The organism is Fulvivirga imtechensis AK7, assembly GCF_000331535.1.
GTDB classification, from domain to species: domain Bacteria; phylum Bacteroidota; class Bacteroidia; order Cytophagales; family Cyclobacteriaceae; genus Fulvivirga; species Fulvivirga imtechensis.
The window spans coordinates 191,855-216,751 of the sequence record NZ_AMZN01000055.1; the positions used below are offsets into that span (position 1 = coordinate 191,855).

A 24,897-nucleotide genomic window follows, 5' to 3' on the forward strand; every position below is an offset into this window, starting at 1 on the left:
CACTTAAATTTAATAATTTTATCTATAATTTTTTTAGTTTTTACTAAATATGTTAGTAAAACGCTAGATGGGATGGTTTGTAAAGAATTTTTCCCCGTCCTCCTCGGTATTTTCCCTTACTTAAAAGCCGGAATACCGCCCTTGTAGCCCCCTCAGCGTTTAGTCAGCTTTGTATGCATAAACCAATGTATAACTAAACCGACTAAACAAATGAAAAATTTAATGTATGTAATGTGCATTGCGGCCTTATTTTTTATGGGTTGTAATGAGGAGGAGAATCTAAACCCTGATCAACAGATCCAGGATAATCCCAGCCTGACTCAGGGTGATCAGAAGGTAGTTTCTGAAATTAATGTGAATGACAAGTCTGTAACCTTTATTTATCGCGATGGCCATGTGGGAATACTCGAGCGCTATCGTCCTGGTGACACCCCAATACTTGGAGAAGAGTTTGAAGGCATGACATTCTCCGAAATTCACAGACGGTTGGCTCCCGGCAGACCGGTACCCACTGAACTGGATCAGATCGATGAGCGCTTTGAGCTGAAATCCGAAGAGGTGGAGAATGGTTATCAAAACGAGCAATTGACCAGTGGTGATTTTCTTTACCTGGAACCCAAGGCAGGAGCTAAAGAGGAAGGGCTAAATGATATCTGGTTCAGAGACAATTATTGTAACCCTAGCAGCTTTTACAATGGCTATAAAGCCTGTCTGCTCAACCGTTATGGTCCGGGTACAGACTGGGCCTGGGCTAATTGCTCCCGTTCAAGAGTATATGTTTATCCATTTCAGGGAGGGCAGATACACCTGCAAGGTAAAGTTAATGGATCAACATTATTCGATGCAGATCTTCTGGCCGGCTGGGTGTACACCTACTACATGTACAGCGGTAAAAACTTCTGGGGTTGCCGTGTGAATAAGCAGCACTACTACTCTATCACCAACACCAGTGGTGACGGATGGCACTGGAGCCTGAGGTCTAATACCGACTGCTAGAAACAAAGGTGTTTGCATCAAAGCTTCCGGGCTTTCGATAAAGAAAGGATTTCACAGGGATCAAATTTATCTGATCAGCCTTGTGAGATCCTTCACTATTGGTGGAGTCTATTAAGGTAAAGCTGTTCTCCCTATTTATAATCGTCTAAAAACTAGCCCGTTAGTATGATCTGATATAAGCAGAGCGCCATTTGGCAGCATAGACAACCCTGTAACTCTGCCGAATTGATCGTTGTTGCCGATAAGTGATCAGGTCCGACATATCTTTTATTCAATAAATTCAAATTCTACTCTTCGGCTATTTTCTGGTGAAACGTTGTCTGCAAGCTCACCCATTGGCAGGACGGTTATTTTATGCCCGGAGATACCTTTGGATATCAGATGATTTTTGACTTCTATAGCGCGCAGATTGGATAGCCGCATATTGTAACTTTCTGAGCCCGTTGAATCTGCATATCCATATATTTTCAAAGAAAGATGTGAATTGATTTTAAGAAATCCGGCTAACTCAACTAAGGAATCTACTCCTTCCTTTGAAAGTTGGTATTTGTCATGATCGAAATATACACTAGTCAAAGTAAACCTCTTTCTGTTCCGAAATGATGTAGCCCAAAAAGTAATATCTTCTACGAGTAGGAGATTGTCAAAGTAATAGAATGCAAAGTTATTCACCTTTGACTTTCTATGGGCTGCAGCGGCAGGAGTGAGTACCATATCATTATTGTATTCAAAATTTCCGAGTGTGATAAACTCTTCACCTCCGTGCGCAATGAAGCTTGCCTCAACAAGATGCCATTTGCCACTCGTAACCTCTGAAATATTTATACTAAAGAAGTTTGAAAATTTGTGTGCGGGCAGTTCTCCGGCCGACCGAATGGAAATGGGATCTTTTGAAAGCCCTAAATGAAGTAAATCTACTTTATAGCCGCTGTAGCTAGCCAATCTGAGATATGCTCTGAAACGATAGATACCACGTGACAACGGCTTCAGAAGTTTAATGGCTAAATACTCTTTGTAGTTGCCAGTTTTTGCAGCTAAGTAGATACCCGCATATGACTTACCGGATTGGGGCGAAGCAACACCGGCAAAGTTTACAGGTACACCGTTAATTTCTGAGCAGTGATGGAAAACATCCGGAGTCCCTTCGGATGGAGAGTACCAATATTCTAGTGGAGAGTCGCCACTGTTTAGGGAAAAGGTGACAGGACAAAATTCAATTTCCTCAAAATCGTAGTTTGGTACAAGATTGTGTTGGCAAAATACCTCATGAGACGCCAGGGTAAATACTGCTGTCTGTACGAAACGAATGATCTTTAGAGTCGATAGCAATGGTTGTTATTTATTCAATTTTGACACGTTAGCAAAGGTGTGCCTATTGAGTATTAAAAAAAGGCAGGGTTTTTTTATACCCTACCTTGGTTGATCGATCCATCTTCTTACGCACTGATTTGTGCTTTCGTCATAGTTGCGGCCAGTATTCCATACAGCGCAGTCCATGCTTCTTCATGCTCCTTTGACCATATATCGCCCGCGCCCTTTTCAAGTGTCCATAGCAGTGCCTGACCTACGATTTGATAATGCTCCTCTTTTACATTATATCTGCTATGGCGTCTGCCCAAAGCCTCAATATCTTTGACGATCAGGTCAAATTGCTCTAGCTTGTCTATGGCAAAACTTATCATTAAAGTAAGCTTTTGAGATTGATCCTTGATATTTCCTTTAAATAGCGGCCGTACTTCAGGTGCGATATCAAAAAGTCTATCATAAAAAATCATCCCGGCTTCATGCACATTCTCGACAACGTAGCCCCATGAATCTCTGATTAATTTAATTTGATGTTCATTCATAATCTAAATTATTTGCTCCAACATATTAAAAGGCAGCAAGATAATATTTATGAATGTAACATTCTCATAATCAGTGGTCTACAAAAGGTCTACAGTCTTCGTGAAGAAATGAAAAAAACGTGCAGATGATCTGAAAAGGCTAAAAAAGGTTTCTTCAAAGGCCGTTTGCTTGTAGTAGTAGCCTGGCTTTTGAAGAAACCTTTGGATATTTATTTAGAGTCTCTAAGAAAACACCAGCATCTGCGTTACGCATCCGACAGGCGGCAACGGAACCGTTTTTTAGTTGATATGTTTGCTTAAAGCCACATGGATTTTCAATACTATTTAAATGCGAGGGTCTGTAATTTAAAACCTTCTCTGATTACAACTACTTTGCCGGAAGTGTTGTTGTCATCAAGCTTCAACCTGAATTCCCCGTATTGATTAGTCGTAGCGCCTTCTTTTTGCCCGGTTACAATAATATTCGCTCCCGAAACAGGTTGATCGGTTTCACTGGTCACTTTGCCCGTTAAATATTTTGAACCGTGCTCTGTAACAACTTTTTGATTTACTGACAGCGCTTTTAATTCATCAAAGGGTGTTCCTTTAAAATTGGGGTCGTCACTAAGTTCAAAGTCAATGACCGATTTATTTCCAACAGCAATCGTTTCAGAATTCATACCGATAAATGACGCTGTCAGGCTGCTTCCGGCAGGCACCTGTAGACTGTAGTTACCGTTGACGTCAGCTACAGTTCCTATTTCTGCTCCTTCTATAATAATATTTACTCCCGGAAGGGCTCTGCCATCTGTGCCAACAACTTTACCTGCAACGGTAATCATGTCAGTAACATGACCGGAGGTATTATAATTTTCACCGGTCTCACTTGAAGTAGTTTCGATCTCTTTAAGCTCATTAGGATCACAAGCCAAAATGAGGGCTGCTGTGATAGGGATGATCAGCAAATATTTCACTTTTTTCATAATTGAAGGTGTTTTTTGGTTTAACATATAGATTCTTTTTTTTACAGATACCTCGCTAAACTGGCTCAGCAATGGTAAGTCGGATCTTTTAAACAGCGAACTGATCAACAGCTTTTCATAGCTGGACTGCTCGCAGTGCTTAACGGCTTCCGCATCACAGATGTATTCATGAATCGTTTTAAGTGAGCGATCCATCATATATACCATAGGGTTGAACCAGTAAATGATCTTTGCTGCTTCCATCAATAGCACATCTAGGGAATGCAGATCAGTAAGATGTTTGCTTTCATGCAGCAGGATTCCTTCCAGTTCCTCCTGTTCAAAATTTTCCCGGGTAGATATGAAAATGTATCTGAGAAACGAGGAAATGGGCATGGCCTGGTTGACATACACCAAAGTATAATGCTCATATTTTTCAAGTGTACTTGTCTTGAGGATCAGGAAAAGCTTCCTGAAATTTAATACCAGCCTGACGAACATCAACGCCACACCCAGAAAGTAGATGTATTGTACGTAGTCCCAAAGTGCATAATTCTGGCTTTTTTGCATACTGGCCTCCGTTACCGGTAAATTTTCCATAGGAAAATAAGTGGCCTCTAGGGGAGAAGTGGTGTTATTCCATTCGAGGTCAACCATGGGAATTGCCAGGGAAATAGCTAATGCGGTAAGCAAAAAAGTACGCTGCAATGTCATGAGCTTGTCACCTCTTAGGAAAAGATAGTAACACAAGTAGAAAGCGGTCAGGCAGGCAGTGGAGGTCAATATATAGTTCATGGTTCTTCGTCTTTATATTTTTTGCTCAATTCTTCGAAAGTCTTGAGGTCGAGCTCTTTGTTTTTTATGAAATGCGAAAACATATTCTCTACCGACCCCTCAAAATACTTGGATACGAAGCCCTTCATCAGGAAGCTGGTGTATTTACTTTTCGCTACTAAGGGGTGATATTGAAAGGCGCCACCATACTTTTTTCGTGCAACAAACCCTTTATCTTCGAGAATTTTAAGAAACGTGCCAACTGTGTTATATGCCGGCTTTGGTTCCGGAAGCTGATCGATAATGTCTTTAATAAACACAGGTCCTTCCTTCCAGATAACACGCATAATCTGTTCTTCTGCCTTGGTGAGTTCTTTCATATTCCTAAATTTTTCGTAATATTACTAAAACTTTAGTTTAACTCCTAAAAATTTCGGATAATTGTGAAAACCTCGCTAAAATGATAAGAAGAATGAGTCCTCGATTTGATATAATATGTTTGTTAATACTTATTTCCTCCGGTTCATTTGCGCAGAAAAGATTCGTTTCCGGCCTTGTATATGATTCTGTGACCCGTGAGCCAATTCCTTATGCTGGCATTGGTGTTGAGGGCGGCTACCAGGGAACGGCTTCAAATGTTAATGGCGTGTTCGAGTTTATATTTGATTGCGAGGATACCTGCTCCATAAAAATCTCCTGTCTGGGTTATTTCTCGAAGAAGGTATCAGCAGATATGCCTTATGATACAATATGGCTCAAACCTGCTTCGAAGATATTGAAGGAAGTGGTGGTATTATCAAAGGAGGTTAATGCATACAAAATTGTAAAGAAGGCGATCAGGTCAATTAAAAAGAATTATATCACCGATCCTTTCGTCATGCAGGCTTTTTACCGGGAATATTGCCAACGGAGTGGGACCTATACCCGATTGATTGAAGCTGCTTTTGATCTCTATCAGCCCAAGGGGTATAGAAAACGTCTTTATCGCGATACTACTTTTAACGGAAAGCTGAAGTTGGTACAAACGCGAAGGTTATTCAATCAACATGACAACGGCTTTCATCCACCTATTGCCGTACGATCGGCTTTGACCGCTGATATTGTGGGTAGCAGGGGGGAAATGTATGCTTTAGCCATGGAGACCACCTTTACCTCTCCTATTATGTGGTCAAAACAATTGCTGAAAGACGGGTATTCTTTCACATTGAATAAAATGAGCTATTTAGATGGGGAGGAAGTGTTTGAGATCGGATTTTACAAAGAATTGTATACACGTTATGATGGAATCAAGGCCGAGCATACGGGTAAACTATATATATCTTCTAAGAGTTTTGCCATACTGCGATACGAAAGTAACAAAGGTGATGAAAATTTAAATTTTATAACAGGTGTGACCAGGGTGGACTACAAACTTTTCGGTAAGAGATATTCTCTATTCAGAATAGAAAAGAGTAGAAGATTTGGTAAGGATCATGTAGACCATTTTGAGATTTTAAATACCAGGGTGACTTTGGGTAAATCCACTGATACATATAAAAACAGTATAACACGGGCAGATATAGCTTACAGCACCTATGATCCTCAATTTTGGGATACATATAATGTGTTAACGAGAAATAAATTAGAGCAAAAAATAGTTGAAGACTTACAGCAAAATTCCGAATTGAAGCTGAATGAACACTATTTTTCAGAGCAAGAATTGGAATTGAAGATTTATGAAGAAGAACAAAACAACAGAAAGGCTTTGGATAGTCTTATCAGGCACAATGACGCACTGCTGTGTATTGCCTTTTATGAATACAATGGCAGATTTTCTCTAGCAGATCAGTACCAAAGGGCGGTAGATAACATTAAGAGATTAAAGAACGCAGGAGTTAAATTTGTTTTTGTGTCTTTAGATTATAATAGACATGACTGGCTGACCTATATTAAGAAAAATGATCTGGAGGGAGAGAAGCATTTGCGACTAGGTGTCGATGTGAAGAAAGAAAAATATCACCTGAGGAGAACTATTGGTATGACACAATATCAGATCTATTATAAAACAAGACTTATAGATGGTAATGTTGAACCACCTTACTCAAAGAAGTTTATAGAAGTCATCAATCCTTACCTGGAAAAGATCTCTAAAAGATCAGAGGGAGCTATGAGCCCAGGGGATTGAAAGCCTCGTAATTCGCAATCCCAAAGCTCATAGCTTATCATTATTTCAGCCAAGCCTTCATCATCCAGAGCGTTTTTTCCTGCTCGTCAATAAAGTCTGACATCAGGTCTTCCGTACCGTCATCGCTGGCTTCAACGGCCAATTCCTTAATTTCCCTTTCTAACTCCAAAATATTTTTCAAGTCATCAATAATGGCAGACACTGCGCCTTCTCCATCATGAATATTCTTCTTTGCTTTTATTGTAGAAGTTTCAATATAGTCGTCAAACGCGTGCAAAGGTTTGCCTTCAATAGTCAATATCCTTTCAGCTATGTCATCGATCTTGAGGGCGGAGTCTGTGTACAACTCTTCAAACTTATCATGCAACTGAAAGAAATGCTTACCCTGGATATTCCAGTGGAAGCCCCTTAGGTTTTGATAGTAGATCTGATAATCTGCAAGTAGTATGTTTAGTTTTTGAATAATATTCGAATTCTTCATTATTAATAATTGTTTTGGTTTTCATTCATTTTTATTAACGCAAAGGTGCGGTCTAATGATACGTAAATCAGATTGATTGTCTTTATAGCTTTATAGACGATACTTATGAATATAACAGGCGGCTCAATAGCCGTTTTTTTCTATATTTGAACGGAAGCACAAGAACACATGGATTACCCGGAAATATCAGCATTTGGAGAAATATTGATCTACCTGATAGGAGGTCTGCTATTCGTTATGGGTGGGCTGGTCACAGCATGGATTGTTCGCCCACACAGACCCAACGAAGAAAAGCTATCCACCTATGAGAGTGGGGAGCAGCCATTAGGTTCTGCCTGGGTCCGTTTTAATATCCGGTTTTATATTGTGGCATTACTTTTTGTGCTCTTTGAGGTGGAGATCGTCTTTCTTTTTCCCTGGGCAACAGTGTTTGGTCAGAAGGAATTAATAGAACAAACCAATGGTTTATGGGGGTGGTTTTCGTTGATAGAAATGGTTGTGTTCATCGGAATACTTGCACTCGGTCTGGCGTATGCGTGGGTAAAAGGATATCTCGACTGGCCTAAGCAGGAGGGAAGAACCACAACTGATTACAAATCACCAGTGCCAAAAACACTATACGATAGAATTAACAAAAAATATAGTTCCAGCAACTGAGAACTGAGAACTGAGAACTAAGAACTGAGAACTGAGAACTGTCAAATGGGTCTACTAGATAAAAAATTCAATAGCGGAGGAGTGATCATCACAAAAGTGGATGATCTGATCAATTGGGCACGGCTGTCATCTATGTGGCCGATGACTTTTGGTATCGCGTGTTGTGCTATTGAGTTCATGGCTACCGGCACTTCCATTTATGACATGGATCGTTTTGGGATGGCTCCCAGAGCTACTCCCAGGCAGGCAGATGTAATGATAGTGGCGGGCACAGTCACGTTTAAAATGGCAGACAGGATCAGACGCTTGTATGAGCAGATGTCGGAGCCGAGGTATGTTATCTCAATGGGATCGTGCTCCAACTGTGGGGGGCCTTACTGGCAGCACGGCTATCATGTAGTTAAAGGGGTAGACCGCATTATTCCTGTTGATGTGTATGTACCGGGTTGCCCGCCAAGGCCGGAGGCTCTGATAGGGGGATTTATGAAGCTACAGGAAAAGATCAGGAATGAGTCATTGATGGCACCAAAAGCATTGGAAAAGTTGATGAAAGAAATATAACTATCTTTATTTATGCAAAAGGAGCACCTAACATCTATTCGGCTTGATAATTTTAAACGATTTGACGCACTTGAAATTGAAAATATTAGCCAGTTCAATTTAATATTGGGTGACAATAATGTTGGAAAAACCTCCTTATTGGAGGCCCTTCTTTTTAATAAGAATTTAAATGTATTGTGTGAGAACCTGTTAACAGCACTGTCGTACAAAAATTTCGGAGGTCCAGCCATAAGATATGAGAATATAAAGTACTTTATTCGAGATATAGAAGAAAATACTTCAAATGTTCTATTCAAATTCGATTATTTCGCTCAGACAAGTGAGAATTACCAGCTAACTATTGACTCATCTAATGTTAGTTTACATTGCATCACTGGATTGCTGAATGAAAAGAAAGATCAAAATGTAAGTCCATCCAAGGAGTTTCATGTAGCTGGGTTTAATTCTATCCCTTATATACCATTTTATAAGGGGCATGATTTTGACCTTGTGAATCTGTATTCGAATCACATTCAGAAAAATAGAGAAAGAAAAGAGCAGTTAATTAGTGCACTGAGAACCATAGCTCCTGATCTTGACAACATAGAAATTTCTTTACCAGCGGGAAAACCTATTTTAGTTATTTCACAGAAACATTCTAATTCAGTGCTCCCTTTGGCAATTTTTGGAGATGGAGCTCTAAAATTGTTTCGTTTTTTTATCGAAATTATTGTTTTTCGAAATACAAGATTGATGATCGATGAAATAGATACAGGTATTCATTATAGCCGATTTACCGAGTTTTGGGGTATATTACTTCAAACTGCAATAGAAAATAATGTGCAATTGTTCATGACAACTCATAATAAGGAGTGTATCCAGTATTTTGATAAAGCCATAAGACAACTTGGTTGTGAAAGTGATGCAAGAGCTATTACGCTTGTCGAAAATCCCAAAGAACATGATGTGAAAGCCTTTACCTATACTTTTGATCAGCTAAATCATGCTCTTGAGGTAGGTAATGAGATAAGAGGAGGGTATTGAAATGGCCGAGCTTTCGTTTATAGTGGAGGGAAAATCAGATAAGCATTTTCTTAAGCATTTTGTTCAATATCATTTTGGAGCTACTATTGAAGATGAGGATTTTATTGTGGTTGAGGGAAATATTGAGAAGATTCATTTAGTGGAACAAAGTATTAAGTCCAGTTCTCAGGCAGGGAAAACTAATCTCCTCTTTTTTGATGCAGATACAGATTGTTATGGAACAATTGACCGAATTGAAGAAAAAAGAAACGAGATGAGTTTTGAATTTGATGTTTTTCTTTTTCCTAATAACCATGATTCTGGAAATCTTGAAACGTTATTAAGGGGATGCATAAATAAAGATAATGATCAATTGTTTGAGTGTATAGATTCGTATGCTTCCTGCATCGACCGGCTACAACTCGATAACCTTCAAAGGTTTGATGAAAAAGCTAAATTTTTTGTTTATGTAGAATCTTTTAGTGTAGGAGGGTCGGGTAAAGGGGATAAGCGGGAATATTTTGAAAAACAGCTTTGGAATCTTAATTCAGAAGGTTTAAAGCCATTAAAGGAATTTTTAGATATTCATTTACAATGATTACTAATGATATAGTTCTTCTACTTAAAACCAAATTCACAGAACACGTCATCGTGCAGGTGGACGAAAATGCGTCACCAAAGGCTATTGTTATCGAGGCAGCCAACTTATTGGATGTGTGCAAAGAGCTTCATGCCAATGAAAAGACCTACTTCGATATGCTTTCCTGCATCACCGGCCTGGACAATGGTCCGGAAGCGGGTACTATGGAGGTCGTTTACAACCTTTATTCCATTCCCTATGAAATTTCATTAATGATCAGGGTGGTTATAAGCAGGAAGGATCCTGAGGTAAGCTCTGTGACTGAAGTATGGAAAACAGCAGATTGGCTGGAGCGCGAAATTTATGACATGTTTGGGATCTGGTTTACTGGCCATCCAGACATGCGAAGGATATTGATGCCGGCTGATTGGGAGGGGTATCCTTTGAGGAAAGACTATCAGCAGCAAGAGTATTATAGAGGCATAAAAGTAGAATATTAGCCGTGGCTAACGACATACAATATCGCTACGAAGAGGATAATCTGATCAAGTCGGAGCCCAACAAGTACCGGGAGGAAGACCTGAGATCGGAAGAGATGGTCATTAACCTTGGGCCGCAACACCCTTCTACTCATGGGGTATTACGGCTTGAGGTAGTGAGTGATGGTGAGATCATCAAAGAGGTAGTGCCCCATTTGGGCTACCTGCACCGGTGCTTTGAAAAACATGCCGAATCGCTGCCCTACGGACAGGTAATTCCCTTTATAGATCGGATGGACTATCTGGCAGCTATGAACTCCGAACATGTCTATGCGATGGGTGTGGAGCGTATGTTGGGTATTGCGGATAAGCTGCCAAAAAGGGTAGAGTATATCCGTGTGTTAGTGGCTGAGCTTAACCGAATAGCTTCGCATTTTGTCGCCATAGGTACCTATGCGATGGATATAGGCGCTTTTACACCCTTTTTCTGGCTGATCAGGGACCGGGAGCACATCATGCGTATGTTGGAATGGATCAGCGGGGCGCGTATGCTTTATAATTATATGTGGATTGGCGGGCTGTTTTATGATCTGCCTGTTGGGTTTGAAGAGCGTTGTGTGGAGTTTGTAAAGTATTTGCGGCCTAAGCTTGTTGAGCTGGAGAAACTGATCATTGAAAATAAAATATTTATAGAAAGGACTGCCAATATAGGCGTACTTCCGTTGGATTTAGCCATCAACTATGGCATAACAGGCCCGATGCTCCGTGGCTCAGGCCTGAAGTATGATCTCAGGAAAGTGGACGGGTATTCGGTATATCCCGAAATTGACTTTGATATTCCCGTAGGGGAGGGGAAGATGGGTAGCGTGGGAGATTGTTGGGATCGTACTGATGTACGGGTAAGGGAGATCCACGAATCGCTGAAAATTATAGAGCAGTGCCTGCAAAAGCTGACACACGAGCATAAGCGCACACGCGAGTTTGATCCGCAGGAGCTGGTGCCGAAAAAGGTGCGCCCCAAAGCACAGGATTTTTACGTGCGTGGAGAGACCCCTCGTGGTGAACTGGGCTTCTTTTTCAGAGCGGATGGGAAGAGCGATGTTCCTTTCCGCTGCAAAGGCCGGTCATGTTGTTTTGTAAACCTTTCGGTCATTTCCGAGTTAGCAAAAGGGAGTCTGATAGCGGATTTGATAGCCATATTAGGTTCAATTGATATTGTTTTGGGTGAAGTAGACCGTTAAACCGATGAAAATACTTTCAGCAGAGCAAGTACGTGAGGTTGACAAATATACTATTGAAAATGAACCCATACCGTCTATTGACTTGATGGAAAGGGCTGCCCATGCCTTTACTGATTGGCTTATTTCTCACTTCAGCCCCAAATCTAAGGTGGCGGTCATTTGCGGTACGGGCAACAACGGTGGCGATGGACTGGCCGTGGCTCGTATGCTGCTGGGAAAGAAATATCAGGTAGATACTTTTGCAGTTAAAAGATCTAACGAAGCTTCTGCGGACTTTAAAATAAACGAAAAGCGGCTTAATGAGATCAAGCCGGTGAGGGAAGTGACGACCGAAAAAGGGATTCCTCTCCTTGAAGAGTTTGATGTGATTATCGATGGCCTTTTTGGTTCAGGCCTGAGCCGGGAGGTGCAGGGCCTCCATGCTGATGTTGTGGAAATGATCAACAAGTCACGCAAAACTGTGGTGTCTATCGACATACCTTCCGGCCTGTTCACTGATCACCATACCTTCCCGGGTGCGGTTGTAGAAGCAGATTATACGTTGACATTTCAAGTACCTAAACTGGCTTTTTTCTTTCCTGAGAATGCTCAATACGTTGGGGAGTGGTATGTTGTAGACATTGGTTTAAGCGCTGAAGCTATTGATCAGCAGAGGTCGCACTATTATATGCTGACCAGCGAAATGATAAGCAAACTGCTGAAGCCACGAAAGAAATTTGCCCATAAAGGCGACCATGGCAGGGCGTTGATTATGTCAGGGAGCTATGGAAAAATGGGGGCAGCGGTGCTTTGTGCCAGGGCTGCGCTGAGGACCGGCATCGGACTGCTTACGATGTATATACCTACCTGTGGTTATGATATTATTCAATCAACAGTACCCGAGGCAATGGCCATACCGGATGAGGGAGATCATTTCCTTACCAGCTATACTGATCTGGAAAATTATGATGCTGTTGGCGTGGGACCCGGCATTGGGAAAGAACAGGAAACGGTGTACAGTTTGATGCAGTCTATCCAAACCTATAAAAAGCCCATGGTAATTGATGCTGATGGCTTGAATATTATTTCCGAGCACGGGGAGATGCTTGAAATTCTACCAAAAAATACTATCATCACTCCGCACCCGAAAGAGTTTGAGCGCCTTGTAGGAAAATGGTCGGATGACTTTGAAAAACTTGCGCTACAGAAAGACTTTGCCAGAAAGCATGACATCATAGTAGTATTGAAAGGGGCACATACCTCCGTAGCCTTACCTTCAGGTGATATATTTTTTAATAGCACCGGCAATCCCGGGATGGCAAGTGGTGGCTCGGGTGACGTATTGACAGGCATGATCACTTCGTTGCTTGGGCAGGGATATATTCCAGAAGAGGCGGCTAAGATCGGAGTCTTCATGCATGGATTAGCGGCAGATCTAGCAGCAGAGGTTATTGGTGAGATCGGCATGGTAGCTACTGATATCACTGATTTCATACCCGAAGCCTACCAACAATTCAAATAATTTTAAAGATTATCAGGTATTCATACAACATTTAGTTTCGTTCTTCGTATTCATTAGGAGGTCTGCAACGCGAGGAGCTCAAAAAAATTGTGAATGACGGCAAATTGTGGATCGGTTTTTGTTCAAGGTTAATTATAAAATTGACACCGATTGCGCATGAAAATATATCTACTATCAATATTATTAACAGTGATTACAGTTTTGGGAAGTAACTCCCTGTTTGCCCAATCCGGGGAGGTGAATCGTTTCAGCAATGAATCACTGGAAGCCCGTGTAAACGATGTTAAATTATTCCCCAACCCCACTGTGGAGCATCTGAATGTCAGAATTGATAACTCCAGGTTGTCGGAAGCCAGCTTCACCGTTCATAATATCATTGGCAATATTGTAGAAACCAATGTGGAGAAGGTGGGGGAAAATGAATATAAAATAAAAGTAAAAGACCTTGCTCCGGGATACTACCTGTTGGCTATTCGTGATGAGAAAGGTTACTTCAAAGAAACCTACAAATTTTTGAAAAGGTAATTTTAATGGGTTATTGAAGAGCCTCCGGGACTTTGTTCTGGGGGCTTTTTGTTTTTAGTTAGTTTGGCATGTCAGTACTCAGATCCTTTGTGTCTGAGCTATCCACACGTTATCGTTATTAAAAGACAGAGATAGGGCTCCCTTGATAATTGTTTTTGGTCTATAAACTGATTATTGAACGCTACAACCATGGATTTGGCTACTGGTTTGGTTTCTGCAAACCTCAAAAGTCGCCATTTTTGCCACTTTTTGAGGTTTCAACTCTGGTTTTCATCCCGATGTTCCAATCGGGACGAAACAAAAGAAAAAGGCGCCACAGGCAAGGTACTGACAGAATCGTCAGGGCAAAGCCCGTTTTCCCCACTAAACGCTATTTCCAACGCCTAAAGCCGCTTCCGCACGTGCCTCAAACGGGCCACGCTGCCCGTGGACATCCATCCTCCTGTCTCTAAATCAATTTTCAAGGAAGGCCGAGATAAAGATGACTGGTACGGACACGGAGCGACTTCTCTGTGATCTCTGTTTCTCCTCAGTTTGCTCTGCGGTTAATCATTTACTTACCCTTATTTCATTTATTATTAACAAGCTGCAGGTTTGATTGCCTCAGAATGACGAAAAGGGAAAGCTTTCCTTTGGTGTTGGTCAAGTCGGAATTTCTATGGTAAACTCTGTGAATTCATTCTCTTTGCTTTCCAAAGCAATGGCCGCCCCCAGCTTGTCGAGACACATTTTTACCAGGTATAATCCCAAGCCGCTTCCCTTGGATTTATCCGATCCACGGAAAAACATTTGAAAAACTTTACTGGTATGTTCTGATTGGATGCCGATTCCATTATCTCTTATTTTTAAACAAAATGTTCCCTTTGAGGAAGAGGTAGATATTTGTATGTGATGAGGCTCTTTCTCCGGATTTTTTCTGAAGACCAGTGCATTTTCCACCAGGTTTTTAATAATAATGCCCAACAAGTAACGGTCTGAGTTCAGCATGATAGCTTGCAAATCAAAAGCATACTTGGTATTTCTGCCCTTGTCAAGAAATTTGACTTCTTCCCTGACTTCGCTGAGCAGAGAAGGTATATCTATTTCTTCCTTATCCACCCGTGTATTGATGATCTCGTGTACCTGAGCAAGCTTAGACAGCAATACGCCCATATCTTTTGCAGTCTCTTCGATCAAATTAAAGTATTTAAGATTGATGGTATCCGGTGATTCTAATTTTGCTAAAGATGTAATGCCATTGATCCGGCTGATGGGGCCTTTCAGGTCATGTGAAGCCCTATAAACAAATGTATCCAGCTCCAAATTGATCTTCTGAAGCTCTTTTAGCGTGGCTTTGATCTTAGAAGTTCTTTTTTCGACTTTTTTCTCCAGATATGTATTCAGTTCAGTTAGCTTTTGATTCATATTCAGGATCTCTTCCTGTGAATCCTGTAACTGCCTGTTTTTAAATTCAATGTCGTCCTTTTGCTTGCTGATTTCTTCATTTTTAGTTTTAAGAAGCGCATTTTGATTCTCGATCTCTTTCTTTTGCGACATCACTTCGTAAGTACGGTCTGCCACAATCAGCCGTAGTTTTTTTCGCTGTATCCTTACTCTCAGAGAGTACGCCATGGTGATAAGCCAGATTAACCCGCCTCCCAGCAGAGAAAATCCCGCGTAGGCCCAGGAGGTGCGGTACCAGGGAGCTAGTATTACAAACTGGTAAGTTGCGGTTTTCCCTTCGGTATCGTAGATATTCTTTGATTTTACATGAAAAGTATATTTGCCCGGAGCCAGGTTGGTATATTCCTTTTTCGTTTCATAGCTCCAGTTTGACCAGCCTTTGTCGTTGTTGGCCAAATAGTAGCTGAACTGATTCTTTTCCGGTACCTCGTAAAAGGTAGCGGAGTATTCGAAGGTAATATTGTTGTTGTCGAAAGTGAGGGTGGGGATGTAGGACTTAGGCTGCTCTATGCTGATGCCAGGTATATCGGAGCCTTCAATTTCCTTTGGATAGAATCCATGGAAAATGGTTGAGTCAGCAAGATTTACTTTGCTGACAACAGTATTGAAAGGAAGAGTATAATCTTTTTTTACATTTTCATCGTATCTGAAGAGGCCTTCGGAGCCTGCAATCCATGTAATACCGTTGTCTTCAGGGTAAATGGCAATGATTTCCATTTCAGGAAGTCTTTTGTATGGAGTGATTTCGTGTTTATATTCACCGGACCTGTTTTTAAATATTCTTCCAATAGTTTGTACTGTACCTCCGGTAACAACTGAAGCAATGTAATTTCCATTTTTATTCTGAGCGATGGTGTTGATATTGGTTCCATCAGGAAAGAGAGTTGTATCGCTAGCAAAAATTAAAGATTTCTCATTGTTGGACCTAAGTATGCTATAAACACCATGGTTAGTAAAAAATAAAGGTTTACCGGCATTGCTGCAGATCATTATGTCATTAACATCAGGTAATCCATTTTTTTTATCATAAAGTTGAAAAGCTTGTTGATCACCTTGTTTATAGATATGATATATTCCTTTAGCCTTTGAGCTAACCCATATATCCCCTTTTTTATCTTTATAGATGCTGCTAAAAGTATGTCTTGGTACATTTATAAGATTTTTTTCATAATAGCCATCATGAAAAAAAACTTCACTTATACCATTATTGCTTGCTACAATAATCTTTTCAGGAGATTGAGGTGGCGTGTAAATTTTTGTGATTCCTGGAATATGTAAAATTTTCTCAGCGGTATTGTTAACTATCTCATATAAACCACTTTCTGATCCAGCTAGTAATGTCTTTACCCCTTTTTTATTTATGGTGCCTAAAGACCAGATCTTACTACTGAGGTTGACGACTGGCAGGAATAGATTGTCCTGCATAAAATATAATCCAGTGGTGGTGCCGACATACAGCGTGTTATTAAATCGAATTATATCCCACGGTGTCCCTTTTACTCCGTCTTCTTCATTCCAATGTTTCCAAGGAGAATTAATTTCAATGCGCGAAATGCCTTCTTGCATAGCTGTCCACAAGCCGGAATTTTTATCCATTGTCAAACCTCTGATCATATTGCTCTGTAATCCGGTGTTTTTGTTGACAATAGAAAATCCTTTAAGATGATTATCTGATATAATTACTCCATTTTTGAAGGTTCCAAATGCGAAAATTGATGAGTCACCTTGTTCTATTATTGCTCCAGTGTACAATGTATTAGATGACAAATATTGAGATATATCTGTACTAACCTTTAGTGATTGACCATTAGCCATCTTGTACAATCCGTTAGACGCTGTGCCAAGTACAAGTGTGTCATGTGACAAGTGCGAAATGTATGTAATAGGAGAAGTGTTGGGAATAATTTCGTGCTGAAATAAGACATCTGGGGTGTCAGATATGAAAGATATAAGTCCAACGTTTTCTTGGATGCATGTAGCTTTACCATTTAGTTCGTGTAGGGTATAACCAAACGAATTCATACCTGCTTCAATGGATGTAATTGTTCCATTGTTATCCAACAGAAAAATAACTTCTTTCGAAAAAAAATAAACCCCAGCTTCAGTGGAGATAATCTTACTAATACCGGAAACTTTGATGTTTCCGGGAACCTCCTTAGCTAAGGAAATGAACTCTAGATTTCCTTTTTTGTCTGCAGTTAGATATCCGAAATCGTCTTTCAAATTCACAAATACCCTATCATTGGTGTCACTGGCTATTGAGTAGGCCGTGGAACTGCTGGGAAGGTTTACCACATTCCAATTTTGGCCGTTAAATAGCAACACTCCGTTATAATTAGCCACATAGATGATCCCATTAGAATCCTTTGTGATGCCAAAATTTGCAATAGAAGCTTGATAATCCTTTCTATTATAATTTTTAATAAAGTGGTTTGCTAGGTATTGCGAGAATACAACAACAGGCAGATGAAATAGTAAAAGAGCTGCAATGAGCCTAATAAACATCCTTTCAAGAGTTACTAATTGACTTTTTAAGATTTATCGAATTTCTTGTAAAAGCTCTAAAATAACCTTTGAACGGAAATAAAAAAATAATGAGTGTATTTAGATCGAAAAGTTTATAAATTACTCAATACTTTTTTATTGATTTAATATACTCGGGTGTGTATTTTTCTGCCATAATTTCATACCATTTAAGCAACGTCTCTGGTCCTAAATGGTCATATATAAAGCTGTATTGACGAGAAAGTCTTTCTTCTTGTCTTTGTAGAGCTTTTGTAGGGTTTTTTAACAGTTCTTTTTCTGCTTTGATCTTTTCTCTAGGAGGTGTAGGTTGATGATGGACAAAACGTCTGAAGTTTTGCAAACAAAACTTGTAATATTGTTTAGTGTGCAAAATAAAGGTGTGCCACATTTCATCAATAATCAATAGAGGTTTATCTATAAATAAAGGAGTATCTTCTTCAGAAGTTTTAGATGCCAGCCACAGCCATTTTTTTGTTTCTGTGAATATGTCAACTGCTTCTTCATATGAAACATTATATCGCTCCATAAAGCCTTCAACTATGGCTGTTTCATTCTCGCATTCTAAGGCTTCAATCAAATCTTGCGTCATGAGGATTTACTTAAAAGAACAGAATTGAAAATAAAAAATGATAAAAAGTGAAGGAATGGTACCTTCACTTTTTGTTTTCTAGAAAACAGGAACACCGCATATTCCACCGCCTCCCTCACAAGGATAGGGGCCATTTTTTTTATTCTTTTGAACAAGCTTTTGAATAAGATCCTCTTTTTTGAGGTTAACAGACGAGTTTTTAGCCAACTGATAGTTCATAGTTTTAAGGTTTTAGTTTTGGAATTTTGATTGCGGCTGCAAAGGTAGTTGAGATTTTTTTCTTTCAAAACTTACACACGTAATTTTTTTATAAAATTTGATTTTCTATTATAAATTAAATTTTACATAAAAATGATGTAAAAAAGCGTCCTTTAGAACTGTAAAAAATTGAACAACCGTGGAGATTATTACACAGAGCTTACGTGGGTAATGAAGAAAAATATAGTGGTTGGGGGAGTGGTTAGTTGGTTTTTAATAGTCCATGACCAGGGAAAGGTCATGGACCGGTTATCTATCATTTAGAATTCGGCATTGTCCGGAGTACGTGGAAAAGGAATTACATCCCTTATGTTAGTCATCCCGGTGATGAACTGTATCATACGTTCAAAACCGAGGCCAAAGCCACTGTGCGGAGCAGAGCCAAACTTCCTTAGCTCAAGATACCACCACAGGTCTTTCTCCGGGATATTCATTTCTTCAATTCTCTGCCTTAGGTTGTCATATCTTTCCTCTCTCTGCGATCCTCCGATTATTTCTCCAATGCCAGGGAAAAGCACATCCATTGCAGCTACAGTTTTGCCATCTTCATTGAGCCGCATGTAAAACGCCTTAATATCTTTTGGATAGTTGTATAAGATCACCGGCTTCTGGAAATGCTTCTCAACCAGAAATCTCTCATGTTCTGACTGCAGGTCAGAACCCCAGCCTTCAATGAGGTACTGGAATTTTTTCTTCTTATTGGGCTTTGAATTCCTTAATATGTCAATGGCCTCAGTGTAAGTAATGCGCTCAAAATCATTTTCAACAATGAACTTGAGTCGGTCGAGAAGGCTCATTTCATTTCGCTCCTGCTGAGGCTTGTTCTTCTCATCATCCAGGGCACGCTGATTGAGAAATGCCAGATCCTCTGCACAATTGTCAAGCGCGTAGTTCACCAGGTATTTTAAAAACTCTTCAGCGAGGTCCATATTGTCATTAATATCGTAGAAAGCCATCTCAGGCTCTATCATCCAGAACTCAGCCAGGTGGCGTGATGTATTGGAGTTTTCTGCTCTGAATGTCGGGCCAAAAGTATAGACTTCCGACAGTGCCATACAGGCTGTCTCTACTTCCAACTGTCCTGAAACCGTCAGGTTGGTTTCCTTGCCAAAGAAATCCTCCTTGTAATTTACATTGCCCTCATCATCCTTAGGAGCATTTAGCGGGTCCAGCGTAGTTACCCTGAACATTTCTCCGGCTCCCTCAGCATCTGACCCTGTGATAATGGGGGTGTGAACATTGAAGAAGCCTCTTTCGGTAAAAAACTGATGCACGGCAAAAATCATGGCATGCCTTACCCTGTAAATGGCTCCAAATGTATTGGTTCTTACCCTCAGGTGGGCAATTTCACGGAGAAATTCCAATGAATGCTTTTTGGGTTGGAGGGGATACTTTTCAGGATCAGCATCACCAAGTATTTCGATATGCTCGACAATGACTTCCACACTCTGTCCCTTGCCTTTTGATTCGGCAAGGTCTCCGGTCAGTGAAAGACACGCCCCTGTTGTAATCCTTTTCAGGGTTTTTTCATCGGTATTTTCAAAGTCTACAACACATTGCATATTATTAATAGTAGACCCATCATTAAGAGCGATAAACTGATTGTTTCTAAAGGTTCGCACCCACCCTTTTACGTTCACTCTTTTGCCGATGATCGGAGCTTCCAAAAGCTCTTTAATCTTTGTTCTTTTCAAGTCTTTCACAACTAAAATCAGATTGATTTGTTAATGCTTACTGAATAGTAAAACAGAACGGCAAAAAAACGATAATTTACGCTTTTATTCAAAGAATCATGGAAATATAATAACTTTGGCGTAAATTTATTTGAAGCAAGATTTAAGAAAAATCAGAGGATGCAGAAGCTTGGATTAACCCAAAGTTTACAACAGAAATTATCTCCACAGCAGATACAGTTTATCAAGCTGTTGCAGATACCTACTGCCGAGCTTGAAGCTCGTGTAGAGGAAGAGCTGGAAGATAACCCGGCTTTGGAAGAGGGAAAGGAGGAGCAGGATGACGCGCCTGAAGAATACGAAGAACAGGAGTCTTCTGATGATAATGAACTGGATGTTGAGGATTATCTGAGGGATGACGACTTCAGTGGGTATAAAATGCATGGGGACGGGGACAATGAGGATAAGGAGATGCCTATTGCTATGCATACAACATTAAACGAGCGCTTGATGGATCAGCTCGGTTTCCTGCGTCTCGATGAGAGACAATATACCATTGGGAAGCAACTTATAGGAAGCATAGAAAGTGACGGTTATATCCGCAGAGAGTTGGAGGCTATTATTAATGATCTGGCCTTCTCTCAGAACATCGACACAGATGTAGATGAAGTGGAGGAGATCCTTAGAAGGATACAGGAATTTGATCCTCCGGGCATTGCAGCCCGCGACTTACAGGAATGCCTGCTCTTGCAGCTCGAAAGAAGATCAGACGAACAGAATGTGGATGTAATAGTGGCTAAACAGATCATCAGCGAGTGCTTTGATGAATTTACAAAGAAGCACTACGGTAAGATCATGAAAAAGCTCGACCTTGAAGATGAGGATTATATCAAGGATGCCATAGAGCTAATAAGGAAGTTAAACCCTAAGCCCGGGGGCAGTTCTTCGGGGCTGGTAAGGACACAATACCTGATACCGGATTTTATCCTGACCAATAATAATGGGGAGTTGGAAATAGCGCTGAATTCAAGGAATGCTCCCGAACTGAGGGTGAGCAGATCGTACTCCGAAATGCTTCATGCTTATGATAAAAGTGATAAATCGGATAAGAAGCTTAAGGAAACAGTATCCTTTGTGAAGCAAAAGCTGGACGCAGCCAAATGGTTTATCGATGCGATCAAACAACGCCAGCACACACTTCTAAACACCATGCGGGCTATTGTTGACTTTCAATACGAATACTTTCTGGAAGGAGACGAAAGCAAGTTGAGGCCTATGATATTAAAGGATATCGCCAATATTATTAATATGGATATATCAACGGTATCCAGGGTGGCTAATAGTAAGTCTGTGCAGACAGATTTCGGCATTTTCCCATTGAAATATTTCTTCTCGGAGGGTATTGCTACTGATTCAGGTGAGGATGTAAGCAGCAGGGAGGTCAAGAGCGAGTTGAAGAAGATTATAGATGATGAGGAAAAGAAAAGGCCTCTCAGCGATGACAAGTTAGAGAAATTACTTAAAGCAAAAGGATACAACATAGCCAGAAGGACAGTTGCCAAATACCGTGAGCAGTTGAATATTCCCGTGGCCAGATTAAGAAAAGAGTTATAGTGTTAAAACATCTGGCTAATATAATTTCCATCGTGTTCCATCCATTGTTGATGGCAACGCTGTTAATCGCAACCTTGTATTTTTTCCTGCCAACGGCTATTCAGCCGGTTAACGAGAATGCCATTTTGCCTGTACTGCTCATGGTTTTTCTGCTTACATATGTGCTCCCTTTGCTGAGTGTAGGAATGCTGCGACTTACCAACACCATCAGTAGTTTGAGGTTGGTCGACAAGCGTGAAAGATTGATGCCTTTCTTGTTTATCACTATTTATTATGCGTTTGCTACCTATATTTTTGCCATCAGGTTTGAATTAGGACAGGTGTTTATGGTGATATTCGGATCCATAACACTTTCTGTTTTGCTGGTAACGATCATTACTAAGTTCTTTAAGGTAAGCGCTCATTCGGTGGGTACAGCGGGGCTGATCGGCTTCCTGCTGGCATTTCATATAAGATATATCGACAGCCGGCTAATTTTGCCTTTAGTTGCCGCATTTATATTGCATGGCATCGTTAGCTCTGCGCGCCTTTATCTCCATACACATGATCCTAAAGAAGTTCACTTTGGGTCATTGTTGGGATTTATTATTAATTTCGGGGCAGTATATTTTCTAACATAAAATACACTTTGGATAAGGATGTACGAATTTTTAAAATATGAAAATAATAATGGAGTAGCTACGGTTACGCTTAACCGTCCGGAGGTTTACAATGCTTTGAACGATGGCATCACCTTTGAACTCCAGGATGCTTTGAAGCAGGTGGGCAAAGATGATACTGTGAGAGTTGTGGTGCTTACCGGTGAGGGTAAGGCTTTTTGTTCCGGTCAGGACCTTAAGGCTTCTTCCACTCAGGAGAAACGCTCTTTTATAGACTCATTGCATAAAAGATATAACCCTATCATTCGTGCTATGCGCAACCTGCCTAAACCGATAATTTGCAGGTTGAACGGAGTGGCCGCCGGAGCGGGTTGCTCCATTGCTTTAGCTTGTGATATAATTGTAGCTGCAGAGGAAGCCATGCTTACGGAGGTGTTTGTTAACATTGGTCTGGTTCTGGATTCCGGGTCTTCATACTTTCTTCCTCGTTTGGTGGGTAGCGCTAAGGCTTTTGAATTGAGCACTATGGGCTCCAGGATCAAAGGTCAGGAAGCATATGATATCGGGTTGATCAATAAGGTAGTGCCTGCTGATCAACTGGATGAAGCGGTGAAAACTTATACCGATTATTATTCACAAGCGCCTACCAAGGCCATTGGGATGATGAAGAAGATGCTGAATAAATCCGGAAATTCTACGCTGGATGAAATGCTGGAATATGAAGCATTTTGTCAGGAAATTGCTGGTAGCTCCGAAGACTACAAAGAAGGTGTAACAGCCTTTTTGGAGAAAAGAAAGGCGCAGTTCAGAGGTAAATAGTTAAGTAATTATGTCAAAAAAAAGGGGCTGTCTCAAAAATCCCCTTCTGACGTCATCCCGAACTTGATTCAGGATCCCCCGATTAGTTTCTGCTCATTTCCAAGGGATTCCAAATCAAGTTTGGAATGACGACTGATTTTTGAGGCAGCCCCTTTTTTATATCAAAATAACGTTTAGAATCCTGTGAAAGATAAACCCACAGTAATATTTGAAGTGTTTTCGGTACCGAATGGACCACCATCAAACATTTCGGAAAGGCTGTGGTAGTAGAACAGGTTAAAGCCTCCGATGCCTATTCTTCCGGTTAAGCCATATCTGAATCTGTTGAGACCGAAATCACGCTTGTTTTTAGTTTTTACATTTTCGCCATCCAACTCATACTTTAACTTGGTGTGAGAGCTGAAGCGGATGCCTGCTCTACCTCCTACACTTACATTAAAGCTTCTTTTCTTGTCGTCAGGATTAGCATAAAAGCGAAATTCGATGGGGATGTCTATATAATTCGCTATTAGCATCGATTTTTTGATGTCAGCGCCTGCAAGTCCGGTGCTCAGATCGCTTACTGCAACAACATCATTACCATCTGTGTCCTGAGCGTGTACCAGTGTTACATCATTGTCAAATTTAAAACGATTTAACCCAACACCTATACCTGGCATAAACACGAAGTTGGAATTGCCGATAGGCATGTCGTAGTAATAATACATGTTCAATGTTCTGGATCCCATAAGGCTGAGCTCCAGGGTTGAAGGTTCACTTTGAAGTAAATTCCAGCCAATATCGATAAGAAAAGTACCGGGAATATCGGGCCTTGCAGCTCTTTTTCGGATCTTCATCGGACCATTGTGATCGGATGATTCTTTTTCATCTCCATTTCCGGCATAAGCAGAAAGGCTAACAGTAAAAGTGAGTATGTAAACGAAAATTTTCTTCATAATATCTTAACCTAAATCCCTCTTTTTTATTGTGAGGCAGGCAAAGATAAGGTTTTTTAAAAAAGTATGAATCAATAACACTTTTTTTGAGAACAATAATTATTTACATTTGCACCGCGTTAACGGTTTGACTGTTTACTGTTCTCAGTTCACAGTTAATCTGAAGCAATGGCCTCGTAGCTCAACTGAATAGAGCACCTGATTACGGCTCAGGAGGTTTCAGGTTTGAATCCTGACGAGGTCACAAAGAGCCTGGCAGTAATGTCGGGCTTTTTTGTTTGAAATTTAATTCTGAATTCGGCTAGAGCATCTCGATGCTCAAAACGCGAAAAGTTTAGTACTAAACCTCGCACAAGTAGATTTTTTTATGCGCCACATTCAAGCTTGGGAAGATGAGAAGGCTATTTTGGCGCATCCATGCTTACTAAGGTAAATGCTTCGAACTCATTCCTGCCATGTGTGCCAAGGAAGCCTGTGTTCCATGGTTGGGCCTTCCTATGGCACACTCAACTTCTCGTTTAAACCCGGGGCTTCACCCCGGGCTACAAAGATTTACCCCCTCTGGGGGCTCGTTATTCTCTTAAGTTAACGGCTATGGGACCCCGTTCCGGCACCCTTCAGCAAAGCACCTCTTAAGAAGTAGCCCTACTAACCCCAGCTATGGAATAGCACAGAAATCCATTTCTTCGGAG

Annotated in this window: 22 protein-coding genes and 1 tRNA gene; 14 read left to right on the forward strand and 9 right to left on the reverse strand. The window is 40.7% G+C overall.

From position 1 onward, the window contains the following. Positions 1-210: 210 nt before the first annotated feature. Complete coding sequence (locus tag C900_RS17205; protein ID WP_009581381.1) at positions 211-996, forward strand: hypothetical protein; 786 nt, start codon at positions 211-213, stop codon at positions 994-996. Positions 997-1,263: 267 nt separating this feature from the next. On the opposite strand, the gene C900_RS28610 is transcribed toward C900_RS17205, so the two are convergent. From C900_RS28610 to C900_RS17225, 4 genes are all read right to left on the reverse strand, one after another. Further along, on the reverse strand, positions 1,264-2,325 hold the full coding sequence (locus C900_RS28610) for an OmpA family protein (protein ID WP_009581382.1): 1,062 nt from the start codon (positions 2,323-2,325) through the stop codon (positions 1,264-1,266). Between the two features lie 107 nt (positions 2,326-2,432). Then, on the reverse strand, positions 2,433-2,843 hold the full coding sequence (locus tag C900_RS17215) for a globin family protein (protein WP_040496978.1): 411 nt from the start codon (positions 2,841-2,843) through the stop codon (positions 2,433-2,435). Between the two features lie 320 nt (positions 2,844-3,163). Further along, complete coding sequence (locus tag C900_RS17220; RefSeq protein WP_009581384.1) at positions 3,164-4,579, reverse strand: M56 family metallopeptidase; 1,416 nt, start codon at positions 4,577-4,579, stop codon at positions 3,164-3,166. Beyond that, on the reverse strand, positions 4,576-4,938 hold the full coding sequence (locus C900_RS17225; protein WP_009581385.1) for a BlaI/MecI/CopY family transcriptional regulator: 363 nt from the start codon (positions 4,936-4,938) through the stop codon (positions 4,576-4,578). The genes C900_RS17220 and C900_RS17225 overlap by 4 nt, the downstream gene beginning before the upstream one ends. Positions 4,939-5,030: 92 nt before the next feature. Between C900_RS17225 and C900_RS17230 the strand changes: the two genes are divergently transcribed. Further along, positions 5,031-6,722: a carboxypeptidase-like regulatory domain-containing protein gene (locus tag C900_RS17230; protein ID WP_040496979.1), complete on the forward strand. Its 1,692-nt coding sequence runs from the start codon at positions 5,031-5,033 to the stop codon at positions 6,720-6,722. Positions 6,723-6,762: 40 nt separating this feature from the next. Here the strand turns inward: C900_RS17230 and C900_RS17235 are convergent, their stop codons facing one another. Then, positions 6,763-7,203 (reverse strand): Dps family protein, encoded by a 441-nt coding sequence (locus C900_RS17235; protein ID WP_009581387.1) that lies wholly within the window; start codon positions 7,201-7,203, stop codon positions 6,763-6,765. Between the two features lie 168 nt (positions 7,204-7,371). Between C900_RS17235 and C900_RS17240 the strand changes: the two genes are divergently transcribed. The 8 genes from C900_RS17240 (at position 7,372) to C900_RS17275 (ending at position 13,749) form a co-directional block, all read left to right on the forward strand. Beyond that, a complete protein-coding gene (locus C900_RS17240) occupies positions 7,372-7,860 on the forward strand; it encodes an NADH-quinone oxidoreductase subunit A (RefSeq protein ID WP_009581388.1) in 489 nt (162 codons plus the stop codon). Between the two features lie 45 nt (positions 7,861-7,905). After that, positions 7,906-8,421, forward strand: a complete 516-nt coding sequence (locus C900_RS17245) for an NADH-quinone oxidoreductase subunit B (protein WP_009581389.1) — start codon at positions 7,906-7,908, stop codon at positions 8,419-8,421. A gap of 12 nt (positions 8,422-8,433) precedes the next feature. After that, complete coding sequence (locus C900_RS17250; RefSeq protein ID WP_009581390.1) at positions 8,434-9,444, forward strand: AAA family ATPase; 1,011 nt, start codon at positions 8,434-8,436, stop codon at positions 9,442-9,444. Position 9,445: 1 nt separating this feature from the next. Beyond that, complete coding sequence (locus tag C900_RS17255; RefSeq protein ID WP_009581391.1) at positions 9,446-10,021, forward strand: DUF3226 domain-containing protein; 576 nt, start codon at positions 9,446-9,448, stop codon at positions 10,019-10,021. Next, entirely contained in the window at positions 10,018-10,503 is a 486-nt protein-coding gene (locus C900_RS17260) for an NADH-quinone oxidoreductase subunit C (RefSeq protein WP_009581392.1), read from the forward strand. The genes C900_RS17255 and C900_RS17260 overlap by 4 nt, the downstream gene beginning before the upstream one ends. Positions 10,504-10,505: 2 nt before the next feature. Further along, positions 10,506-11,723, forward strand: coding sequence for an NADH-quinone oxidoreductase subunit D (locus tag C900_RS17265; protein WP_009581393.1), 1,218 nt, complete (start codon positions 10,506-10,508; stop codon positions 11,721-11,723). Between the two features lie 4 nt (positions 11,724-11,727). Next, on the forward strand, positions 11,728-13,224 hold the full coding sequence (locus C900_RS17270; protein ID WP_009581394.1) for a bifunctional ADP-dependent NAD(P)H-hydrate dehydratase/NAD(P)H-hydrate epimerase: 1,497 nt from the start codon (positions 11,728-11,730) through the stop codon (positions 13,222-13,224). A 156-nt stretch (positions 13,225-13,380) separates the two neighbouring features. Beyond that, positions 13,381-13,749, forward strand: coding sequence for a T9SS type A sorting domain-containing protein (locus C900_RS17275; RefSeq protein WP_009581395.1), 369 nt, complete (start codon positions 13,381-13,383; stop codon positions 13,747-13,749). A gap of 642 nt (positions 13,750-14,391) precedes the next feature. On the opposite strand, the gene C900_RS17280 is transcribed toward C900_RS17275, so the two are convergent. The 3 genes from C900_RS17280 to asnS all read right to left on the reverse strand — a co-directional run bounded on the left by C900_RS17280 (position 14,392) and on the right by asnS (position 20,268). After that, on the reverse strand, positions 14,392-17,697 hold the full coding sequence (locus C900_RS17280; protein ID WP_009581397.1) for a sensor histidine kinase: 3,306 nt from the start codon (positions 17,695-17,697) through the stop codon (positions 14,392-14,394). Positions 17,698-17,821: 124 nt separating this feature from the next. Then, positions 17,822-18,307, reverse strand: coding sequence for a glycine-rich domain-containing protein (locus C900_RS17285; protein ID WP_009581398.1), 486 nt, complete (start codon positions 18,305-18,307; stop codon positions 17,822-17,824). Between the two features lie 518 nt (positions 18,308-18,825). Further along, positions 18,826-20,268 (reverse strand): asparagine--tRNA ligase, encoded by a 1,443-nt coding sequence (gene asnS / locus C900_RS17290; RefSeq protein ID WP_009581401.1) that lies wholly within the window; start codon positions 20,266-20,268, stop codon positions 18,826-18,828. Between the two features lie 150 nt (positions 20,269-20,418). On the opposite strand from asnS, the gene rpoN reads away from it, so the two are divergent. The 3 genes from rpoN to C900_RS17305 are packed head-to-tail and all read left to right on the forward strand — an operon-like array spanning position 20,419 to position 23,270. Beyond that, a complete protein-coding gene (gene rpoN / locus C900_RS17295) occupies positions 20,419-21,852 on the forward strand; it encodes an RNA polymerase factor sigma-54 (protein WP_009581402.1) in 1,434 nt (477 codons plus the stop codon). Positions 21,853-21,902: 50 nt separating this feature from the next. Next, positions 21,903-22,472 (forward strand): hypothetical protein, encoded by a 570-nt coding sequence (locus C900_RS17300; protein ID WP_051052875.1) that lies wholly within the window; start codon positions 21,903-21,905, stop codon positions 22,470-22,472. Positions 22,473-22,490: 18 nt separating this feature from the next. Continuing rightward, positions 22,491-23,270 carry an enoyl-CoA hydratase/isomerase family protein gene (locus C900_RS17305; RefSeq protein ID WP_009581404.1) on the forward strand — a complete coding sequence of 260 codons (780 nt, stop codon included), beginning with the start codon at positions 22,491-22,493 and terminating at the stop codon, positions 23,268-23,270. 173 nt (positions 23,271-23,443) lie between these two features. On the opposite strand, the gene C900_RS17310 is transcribed toward C900_RS17305, so the two are convergent. Continuing rightward, positions 23,444-24,205 carry an outer membrane beta-barrel protein gene (locus C900_RS17310; RefSeq protein ID WP_009581405.1) on the reverse strand — a complete coding sequence of 254 codons (762 nt, stop codon included), beginning with the start codon at positions 24,203-24,205 and terminating at the stop codon, positions 23,444-23,446. A gap of 170 nt (positions 24,206-24,375) precedes the next feature. Between C900_RS17310 and C900_RS17315 the strand changes: the two genes are divergently transcribed. Next, positions 24,376-24,449 (forward strand) — tRNA-Arg (locus C900_RS17315). The last annotated feature ends 448 nt before the right edge of the window (positions 24,450-24,897 follow it).

Bases quoted from the DNA above. Each gene is read 5' to 3' on its own strand.
- C900_RS17255 (WP_009581391.1), top strand. From the start codon at position 9,446: ATGGCCGAGCTTTCGTTTATAGTGGAGGGAAAATCAGATAAGCATTTT.
- C900_RS17220 (WP_009581384.1), bottom strand. From the start codon at position 4,579: ATGAACTATATATTGACCTCCACTGCCTGCCTGACCGCTTTCTACTTG.
- C900_RS17305 (WP_009581404.1), top strand. From the start codon at position 22,491: ATGTACGAATTTTTAAAATATGAAAATAATAATGGAGTAGCTACGGTT.
- C900_RS17205 (WP_009581381.1), top strand. From the start codon at position 211: ATGAAAAATTTAATGTATGTAATGTGCATTGCGGCCTTATTTTTTATG.
- C900_RS17245 (WP_009581389.1), top strand. From the start codon at position 7,906: ATGGGTCTACTAGATAAAAAATTCAATAGCGGAGGAGTGATCATCACA.
- C900_RS17310 (WP_009581405.1), bottom strand. From the start codon at position 24,205: ATGAAGAAAATTTTCGTTTACATACTCACTTTTACTGTTAGCCTTTCT.
- C900_RS17235 (WP_009581387.1), bottom strand. From the start codon at position 7,203: ATGAAGAATTCGAATATTATTCAAAAACTAAACATACTACTTGCAGAT.
- C900_RS17280 (WP_009581397.1), bottom strand. From the start codon at position 17,697: ATGTTTATTAGGCTCATTGCAGCTCTTTTACTATTTCATCTGCCTGTT.
- C900_RS17215 (WP_040496978.1), bottom strand. From the start codon at position 2,843: ATGAATGAACATCAAATTAAATTAATCAGAGATTCATGGGGCTACGTT.
- C900_RS17275 (WP_009581395.1), top strand. From the start codon at position 13,381: ATGAAAATATATCTACTATCAATATTATTAACAGTGATTACAGTTTTG.
- C900_RS17230 (WP_040496979.1), top strand. From the start codon at position 5,031: ATGAGTCCTCGATTTGATATAATATGTTTGTTAATACTTATTTCCTCC.
- rpoN (WP_009581402.1), top strand. From the start codon at position 20,419: ATGCAGAAGCTTGGATTAACCCAAAGTTTACAACAGAAATTATCTCCA.
- C900_RS17300 (WP_051052875.1), top strand. From the start codon at position 21,903: ATGGCAACGCTGTTAATCGCAACCTTGTATTTTTTCCTGCCAACGGCT.
- C900_RS17250 (WP_009581390.1), top strand. From the start codon at position 8,434: ATGCAAAAGGAGCACCTAACATCTATTCGGCTTGATAATTTTAAACGA.
- C900_RS17270 (WP_009581394.1), top strand. From the start codon at position 11,728: ATGAAAATACTTTCAGCAGAGCAAGTACGTGAGGTTGACAAATATACT.
- C900_RS17285 (WP_009581398.1), bottom strand. From the start codon at position 18,307: ATGACGCAAGATTTGATTGAAGCCTTAGAATGCGAGAATGAAACAGCC.
- C900_RS17240 (WP_009581388.1), top strand. From the start codon at position 7,372: ATGGATTACCCGGAAATATCAGCATTTGGAGAAATATTGATCTACCTG.
- C900_RS17260 (WP_009581392.1), top strand. From the start codon at position 10,018: ATGATTACTAATGATATAGTTCTTCTACTTAAAACCAAATTCACAGAA.
- C900_RS17225 (WP_009581385.1), bottom strand. From the start codon at position 4,938: ATGAAAGAACTCACCAAGGCAGAAGAACAGATTATGCGTGTTATCTGG.